This window comes from Kitasatospora sp. NPDC056327 (genome assembly GCF_042261735.1).
Lineage (GTDB): Bacteria > Actinomycetota > Actinomycetes > Streptomycetales > Streptomycetaceae > Kitasatospora.
This window is the reverse complement of record NZ_JBHJRC010000380.1, coordinates 1-7,037: the sequence shown is the minus strand read 5'-3', so window position 1 is coordinate 7,037 and position 7,037 is coordinate 1. Positions and strand designations below refer to the sequence as shown.

At 76.6% G+C, this 7,037-nt stretch carries 6 protein-coding genes and 1 pseudogene; 3 read left to right on the top strand and 4 right to left on the bottom strand.

Annotated features, from left to right (window positions below):
- Window positions 1–205 precede the first annotated feature (205 nt).
- A complete protein-coding gene (locus tag ACFCX4_RS33325; RefSeq protein WP_376150702.1) occupies window positions 206–421 on the top strand; it encodes a dodecin in 216 nt (71 codons plus the stop codon).
- 77 nt (window positions 422–498) lie between these two features.
- Here the strand turns inward: ACFCX4_RS33325 and ACFCX4_RS33320 are convergent, their stop codons facing one another.
- Genes ACFCX4_RS33320 through ACFCX4_RS33310 form a run of 3 tightly spaced genes read right to left on the bottom strand, consistent with a single transcriptional unit; the run spans window position 499 to window position 3,496 of the window.
- On the bottom strand, window positions 499–1,326 hold the full coding sequence (locus tag ACFCX4_RS33320; RefSeq protein ID WP_376150700.1) for a heme ABC transporter ATP-binding protein: 828 nt from the start codon (window positions 1,324–1,326) through the stop codon (window positions 499–501).
- Window positions 1,323–2,393, bottom strand: coding sequence for a FecCD family ABC transporter permease (locus tag ACFCX4_RS33315; RefSeq protein WP_376150698.1), 1,071 nt, complete (start codon window positions 2,391–2,393; stop codon window positions 1,323–1,325). The genes ACFCX4_RS33320 and ACFCX4_RS33315 overlap by 4 nt, the downstream gene beginning before the upstream one ends.
- Window positions 2,390–3,496 carry a hemin ABC transporter substrate-binding protein gene (locus ACFCX4_RS33310; RefSeq protein ID WP_376150696.1) on the bottom strand — a complete coding sequence of 369 codons (1,107 nt, stop codon included), beginning with the start codon at window positions 3,494–3,496 and terminating at the stop codon, window positions 2,390–2,392. Before ACFCX4_RS33310 ends, ACFCX4_RS33315 begins: the two co-directional genes overlap by 4 nt.
- 100 nt (window positions 3,497–3,596) lie before the next feature.
- Between ACFCX4_RS33310 and ACFCX4_RS33305 the strand changes: the two genes are divergently transcribed.
- Window positions 3,597–5,135, top strand: coding sequence for an HtaA domain-containing protein (locus ACFCX4_RS33305; protein ID WP_376150694.1), 1,539 nt, complete (start codon window positions 3,597–3,599; stop codon window positions 5,133–5,135).
- 45 nt (window positions 5,136–5,180) lie between these two features.
- Complete coding sequence (locus tag ACFCX4_RS33300) at window positions 5,181–6,869, top strand: HtaA domain-containing protein (RefSeq protein WP_376150692.1); 1,689 nt, start codon at window positions 5,181–5,183, stop codon at window positions 6,867–6,869.
- Here ACFCX4_RS33300 and ACFCX4_RS33295 read toward each other — a convergent pair.
- Window positions 6,845–7,037: pseudogene (locus tag ACFCX4_RS33295) on the bottom strand (hypothetical protein); the annotation flags it as partial. The gene ACFCX4_RS33300 and the pseudogene ACFCX4_RS33295 sit on opposite strands and share 25 nt — an antisense overlap.

Genomic DNA, 7,037 nt, shown 5'->3' with positions numbered 1-7,037 from the left:
CGCGTGGGGGGGGGGGGGGGCCCGGGGGGGGGGGCGCGGGCGCCCCTCCGCCCCCCCCCCGCGGGGGGGCGGGCGCCCCCCGCCCCCGCCCCCCCGCCGGACGCCCCGGTCCGGGCCCGCCCTGTACGGCGGTCGCCGGAGTGCGGCCGGCCGGCCCCCGGTGCACGGTGGACCGGGGGCCGTCGCACAGCTGAGGGAGTCCGTCATGAGCGAGCACGTGTACCGGGTCACCGAGATCGTCGGGTCCTCGACCGAGAGCATCGACGCCGCGATCCGCAACGGCATCGAGCGGGCCTCCCGGACGCTGCGCCACCTCGACTGGTTCGAGGTCTCGCAGGTCCGGGGCCACCTCGCCGACGGGCGGGTCGAGCACTTCCAGGTGTGCATGAAGGTCGGCTTCCGGCTGGAGGACGAGGGCTGAGCTGCCGGGAGCACCCGGCCCGCCCACGCCCCCGTGGGCCGGGCCGCCCCCGCCACCCGGGCCGGCCGCCGGCCGCGTCAGCCGCGCTCGGGCAGTACCAGCGGAACGCCCGTGCGCGGATGCGGCAGCACCTCGACGGGGTGGCCGTACACCTCGCTGAGCAGCGGTGCCCGCAGCACCTCGGCCACCGGCCCGTCGGCGACCGTCGCGCCGCCGGTCAGCAGCACCACGCGGTCCGCGTAGGCGGCGGCCAGCGACAGGTCGTGCAGGACGACGACCACGCCGTCCCCGGCGGCGGCCCTGGTCCGGGCGAGCCGCAGCACCAGCTCCTGGTGGCGCAGGTCGAGCGCCGCGGTGGGCTCGTCGAGCAGCAGCAGCGCGGCCCGCTGGGCGAGCACCCGGGCCAGCGCGACCCGGGCCCGTTCGCCGCCGGAGAGCGCGGTGAACGGGCGCCCGGCGAAGACGGCGGACTCGGTCGCGGCCATCGACTCGGCGACCACCCGCTCGTCCTCGGCGGCGGCCGCCGTGCCGGCCCAGGGGGCGCGGCCCATCCGGACCACCTCGCCGGCTGGGAACGGGAAGGACAGCTCGGCCGCCTGCGGCAGCAGCGCCCGGCGGCGGGCGAGGTCGGCGGGCCGGTAGCCGGCCAGGGGGCGGCCGTCCAGCAGGACCTCGCCGGCGGTGGGCACGAGGTCGCCGGCCAGGACGGAGAGCAGGGTGGACTTGCCCGCCCCGTTCGGCCCGAGCAGGGCGACCACCTCCCCGGCCGCGACCCGGACGTCCGCGCCGGCCAGCAGCTCGCGGCCGCCGACGCTCAGCCGGACGCCCTCGGCGGTCAACAGTCCGGTGCCCGGGGCGGGCCGTTCGGGGATCTCGGGGCGGTTGCGCAGCGAACCGATCCTCATGCCCAGCCTCCCTGCTTGGTCCTGGTGCGGCGCAGCAGCCAGAAGAAGAACGGGCTGCCGATCAGTGCGGTGAGCACGCCGAGCGGCAGTTCGGCCGGCTCGGCGAGGGTGCGGGCGGCGAGGTCGGCGGCGACCAGGACGAGCGCGCCGCCGAGCGCGGAGGCGGGCAGCAGGAAGCGGTGGCCGGGCCCGGCGACCATCCGCAGCAGGTGCGGGACGACCAGGCCGACGAAGCCGATGATGCCGCTGACGGCGACGGCGGCGGCGGTGAGCAGGGCGACCACGGTGATCAGCACCAGCCGCATCCGTTCGACGTCCACGCCGAGGTGCCGGGCGGGCCGTTCGCCGAGCGCCAGGAGGTCGAGCGAGCGGGCGTAGCGGGGGGCGAGGGCGAGGCCGGCGACCGCGAACGGGAGCACGGCGAGCACCTTGCCCCAGGTGGCCTGGGAGAGCGAGCCGAGCTGCCAGAAGGTGACCTGGCTGATCGCGGCGGTGTCGGCGGTGAACAGGAACAGGCCGATCAGCGCGCCGCAGAAGGCGTTCACCGCGACGCCGGTGAGGATCAGCGTGACCACCTCGGTGCGCCCGCCCGAGCGGGACATCGCGTACACCGCGAAGACCGTCAGCAGGCCGGTGGCGAAGGCGGCGGCGGTCACCGTCCAGGTGCCGAGCGCGTCCAGGCCGAGCACGATGCAGCCGACCGCGCCGACCGCGCCGCCGGAGGAGACCCCGATGACGGCCGGTTCGGCGAGCGGGTTGCCGAACACGCCCTGCATCAGCGCGCCGGCGCAGCCGAGCGAGCCGCCGACCAGCAGGGCCAGTACGACCCGGGGCAGCCGGACGTTCCAGAGCACCGACTCGGGGACCCGGTCGAGCGCGTGGCCGCCGAGGCCGAGCCGGTGGGCGAAGGAGGCGAGGATGTCGCCGAGCGGGATGCGGTAGGCGCCGATGCCGGCCGCGAGCAGGGCGAAGAGCAGCAGGGCGGCGGCGAGGCCGGCGGTGAGCAGCGCGGTGCGGCTGGGCCGTCCGACCCGCAGGACGCCCTTCCCGGTGGCGGCGGCGGTCACTTCGCGGCCTTCGGGTGGAGCTGCTCGGCGATCTCGCGGATCACCTGCGGGGTGCGCGGGCCGTAGCTGAGCAGCCGGCCGTCGTCGATCGAGACGATCCGGCGGTCGAGGCCGGCCGGGGTCTGGGCGACGCCGGGGAGCTTGAGCAGGCCGTCGACGCCGCCGACGGAGTCGAGTCCCTTGCTCATCACCAGGATCGCGTCGGGGGCGGCCTTGACCAGGGCCTCGCTGGTGAGCGGGGTGAAGTCGCCGCTCAGCCCGGCGGCGGTGCCGGCGTCGCGGCCGCCGACCGCCTCGATCAGCGAGCCGGCACCGGAGGCGGGGCCACCGAGCAGGTAGACCGAGGCGCTGCCGCGCAGGTAGAGGAAGGCGACCTTGGGGTGGTCCCCGCCGGCGGCCGGCAGGGCGGCCCGGGCCTCGGAGATCCGCTGCTCGGTGCGCTCCTTGAGCTGCCGTCCGGCGTCCGGAACCCCGAGGGCGACGGCGACGGCGTCGATGCGCGGACCGACGTCCTCCAGCCGCTTGGCGTCGTCCAGGACGAGCAGCGGGACGCCGGCCGCGCGGATCTGCGCGATCGCCTCGGCCGGTCCGGTGGAGCGGTCGGCGAGGACGACGGTCGGGTGCAGGGAGAGCACGCCCTCGGCGGAGACGTCGTGGGCCTGGGTGATCACCGGGAGGGCGGTGGCCTGCTCGAAGGTGGTGGAGACGTCCCGGGCGACGACCCTGGAGCCGAGGCCGAGGCTGAAGACGATCTCGGCCAGGCTGCCGTTGAGCGGGATGATCCGATCGGCGCTGGTGACGGTGGCGGTCCGGCCGTCGGCGGAGGCCGCGGTGGCCGGGAGCTGCGGCGCGGGCGGATCGCCGGGCAGCGGGTCGACCGTGTCCGGGGTGCGCGAGCCGGTCGCGGCGGCGGCACCGGTGCCGCCGTTGGCCGAGCCGCAGGCGGTCAGGCCGAGCAGCAGACCGAGGACGAGCAGCAGGAGAGCGGGGCCGCGGACGGCCCGGTTTCGGGTGTTTCTGCTGCTCAACGTCGTTCCCTTCGTGGGGAGTTGTCGCCGCCGGGGAGTGGGGTGCGGGGGTGTCCGGCGGGGCTCTTGACTCATATATTAGGTTAGCCTTACCTAAAGCTCGCAAGGGGGGGCGGTGTTTTGCCGTCCCTGCCCGCCGCCTGCCCTCCCCCTGTCCCGCCGAGGAGTGATCCGAGTGCCTCTGCCCCATCGTCTCCGCCGGGCGGCCGCCGGCCTGGTGGCCGTTCTGGCGGCCCTGCTGACGGCCGTCCTGCTGCCCGGTCAGGCACAGGCGGCCGAGGGGCGGGTGTCCGGCGGGCGCCTCGACTGGGGGATCAAGCAGTCCTTCCTGACCTACGTCACCGGGCCCATCGCCCAGGGCACCTGGGCGCTCACCGGCGGCGCGGCCACGGTCTCCGGCAGCGGCTTCCGGTTCCACTCGGCGGCCGGCACCTACGACCCGGCGAGCGGCGCGCTGACTGCCGCCTTCTCCGGCGGGGTCCGATTCACCGGGCACCAGGAGAACGGCGCCAACGCGCTCGACCTGAGCATCGGAAAGCTCACCTTCCGGGCCGCCGCGGGCGGTGCCGCCGGGCTGTACGCGGACGTCAGCAGCAAGTCCCGGGAGACCGGTCAGGTCAGCAGCGCGAGCCAGGCCAAGCTCGCCGAGCTCTCGCTGGCCGGCGTCGACCTGCGCGGCGCGGCCGGCACCCTGACGCTGAACAACGTCCCGGCGACCCTGACCGACGCGGGGGCCAAGGCGTTCGGCGGCTTCTACACCGCGGGGACGGCGCTCGACCCGGTCAACCTGTCGGTCAACCTCCCGGCGGCGCAGCCGACTCCGGCCGCGCCCACGGCCCCCGCCGCGCCGAGCCCGGCCGCGACCACGGCCGCGCCGCCGAGCGCCGCCCCGTCGTCGACCGCCCCGGCGGCCCCGGCGACCGCCCCGCCCGCGTCCGAGCCCCCGGCCGCCACCCCGCAGCCCGCCGCCGAGTTCGGCAACGGCGCGCTCGACTGGGGCGTGCGCCGGACCTTCCGCGACTACGTCACCGGCGCGATCGCCCAGGGCCGTTGGGAGCCGTCCGGCGGCGCGGCGGACGGCGGGGCGTTCTTCCGCTGGACGCCCGCCAGGGGCAGCTACGACCAGGCCACCGGTGCGCTCACCGCGGCCTTCGCCGGCAGCGTCCGCTTCACCGGGCTGAAGAGCGGCGACACCAACGGCCTGGACCTCACCCTGGCGGCCCCGGGCATCACCGTGGCCGACGGCCGGGGCGTGCTGCGCGCCGACGTCTCCGGCCGCACCCCGGACGGCGGCACCCAGCAGCTGACCGGCGTCGAGCTGGCGACCTTCGACCCGGCCGGGCTCAAGCCCGAGGGCGGGCTGCTCAAGGCCGTCGAACTCCCGCTCACGCTCACCGAGGCGGGCGGCAGGGCCTTCGGCGGCCTCTACCCGGCCGGCACCGTGATGGACCCGCTGAGCTTCGCCGTCGCCCTCGACCCGGCCGCAGCCCTGCCGCCGCTGCCGGACATCGGCAGCGCCCCGGTCACCGCGCCGAGCCCGGCGGCCACGACCGGCACGCCCTCCGCGGTGCCCGTCGCCGCCGACGCGGGAGGCTCCGGCGGCGTGCCGGCCGCGGCCTGGGTCGCCGGTGGTCTGCTCGCGGCCGCGCTGGCCGCGGCCGGAGGCCTGTTCCTGTTCCGCCGCCGTCGCGCCACCCCCGCCGACGCGGCCTGACCCCCCACGCATCCCTTCCCCCCGCTCATCGATCGGAGTTCCCCCATGTCCCGCAACCGCACCCGGCTGGCCGCCCTGGCCGCCGTCACCGCCGGCCTCGGCCTGACCGCCCTCGGCGCCCCGGTGCTGGCCTTCGGCGCCGGCGCGCCGAGCAGCGTCACCTACGACACCGGCTCGCTGGACTGGGGAGTGAAGGCCGGCTTCCGGAACTACGTCACCGGACCGATCGGGCAGGGCGCGGTGGAGCTGAGCGGCGGCGCGACCACCAACGCCGACGGGACCTTCCACTTCGGCCTGGCGAGCGCCAGCTACGACCTGGGGACGCACAAGCTGACCTCCGCGTTCAACGGCGGGGTGCGCTTCACCGCCCACCACGGCGCGCTGGACGTGGCGCTCAGCGACCTGCGGATCACCACCTCGGGCACCGCCGGGACGCTCACCGCCGACACCGCCTCCAAGGAGTCGGTGGGGGCGACGGAGGTGACCCGGCGGGACGACGTGCCACTGGTGACCTTCACCGTCGGCCGGGACACCACGACGGGCGTGCCGGCCGCGGCGAAGCTGACCGAGGAGGGTGCCAAGGCGTTCGCGGGCTTCTACCAGGCCGGTTCGGACATGGACCCGCTGGCGCTGCTGCTCAAGCAGAGCCCGGCCACCCCGTCGCCGACCGCCACCCCGTCGGCGACGCAGTCCCCGTCGGCCACCGCCTCGCCGTCGGCGACCTCCTCGCCGAGCGCGACCGGCAGCCCCTCCGCCACCGCGACGCCCACCGCGACCGCCACCCCGTCGGCGACGCAGTCCCCGTCGGCCACCGCCTCGCCGTCGGCGACCTCCTCGCCGAGCGCGACCGGCAGCCCCTCCGTCACCGCGACGCCCACCGCGACCGGCAGCCCCTCGGCGACCGGCGGCCCGTCGACCGCCCCGGGCGGCAACGGTCAGCTCGCCGTCGTCAACGGCACTCTGGACTGGCAGGTCAAGGAGAGCTTCCGCAAGTACCTGCAGAGCCCGGTGGCCAACGGCAAGGTCGAGTTCGCGGGCGGCGCGGCCGAGTACCGCTTCGGCGGCGCCAACGGCAGCTACGACACCCGCAACCACACCCTGTCGGCGGGCTTCGCCGGCTCCGTGCGCTTCCTCGGCCACCCGGCCGCCGGCGGCTACCAGCTGGACACCACCTTCTCGAAGCTCGGCCTGAGCATCGCCAAGGACGGCGCCTTCCTGACCGCCGACGTCAACGCCAAGTCCCTGGACGGGAAGACGACCGCGCTGTCCGGCGCCCGGATCGCCAGGCTGGACCTGTCGAAGGCGAGCCTCGCCCCGGTCAACGGCGTGGTGACGCTGAACGCCGTCCCGGCCACGCTGACCGCCGAGGGCGTGCCGGCCTTCGCCAACTACAAGGAGGGCGAGGCGCTCGACCCGGTCACCGTCTCGCTGGCCTTCGACAAGAACGCCCAGCTGCCCACCACCCCGCCGGCCGGCGGTACCTCCGGCGGGACGGGCGGCGGCACCGGCACCACGGGCGGCACGGGCGGCTCCGCCGGGGGCACCGGCACCGGCACGGTGGGCGGCGCCTCCCTGACCACCGGCGGCGGCGCCTCGATCGGCGGCTCCGGGGTGCTCGCCTCCACCGGTTCCTCCACCCCGGTGGCCCCGATCCTGGCCACCGCGGGCGGCCTGCTCCTCCTCGGCGGCGGTGCCACCGCCCTGGCCCGTCAGCGCAGGTCCGCGGGCGCCTGACGCCCCGTGGTCCGTACGGCCCGCACGGAGGAGCCCGCCTCCACCACCGTCAGGTCGCCGGAGACGGAGTTGAAGCGGAGGTCGCCGGTGAGGGCCTGGGCCTCCACGTTCCCCGAGACGGTGTCGGCGCGGACCGGGCCCGCGAGGCTCACCAGCGTGGTGTCACCG

Bases quoted from the DNA above. Each gene is read 5' to 3' on its own strand.
- ACFCX4_RS33320 (WP_376150700.1), bottom strand. From the start codon at position 1,326: ATGAGGATCGGTTCGCTGCGCAACCGCCCCGAGATCCCCGAACGGCCC.
- ACFCX4_RS33325 (WP_376150702.1), top strand. From the start codon at position 206: ATGAGCGAGCACGTGTACCGGGTCACCGAGATCGTCGGGTCCTCGACC.
- ACFCX4_RS33310 (WP_376150696.1), bottom strand. From the start codon at position 3,496: ATGAGTCAAGAGCCCCGCCGGACACCCCCGCACCCCACTCCCCGGCGG.
- ACFCX4_RS33300 (WP_376150692.1), top strand. From the start codon at position 5,181: ATGTCCCGCAACCGCACCCGGCTGGCCGCCCTGGCCGCCGTCACCGCC.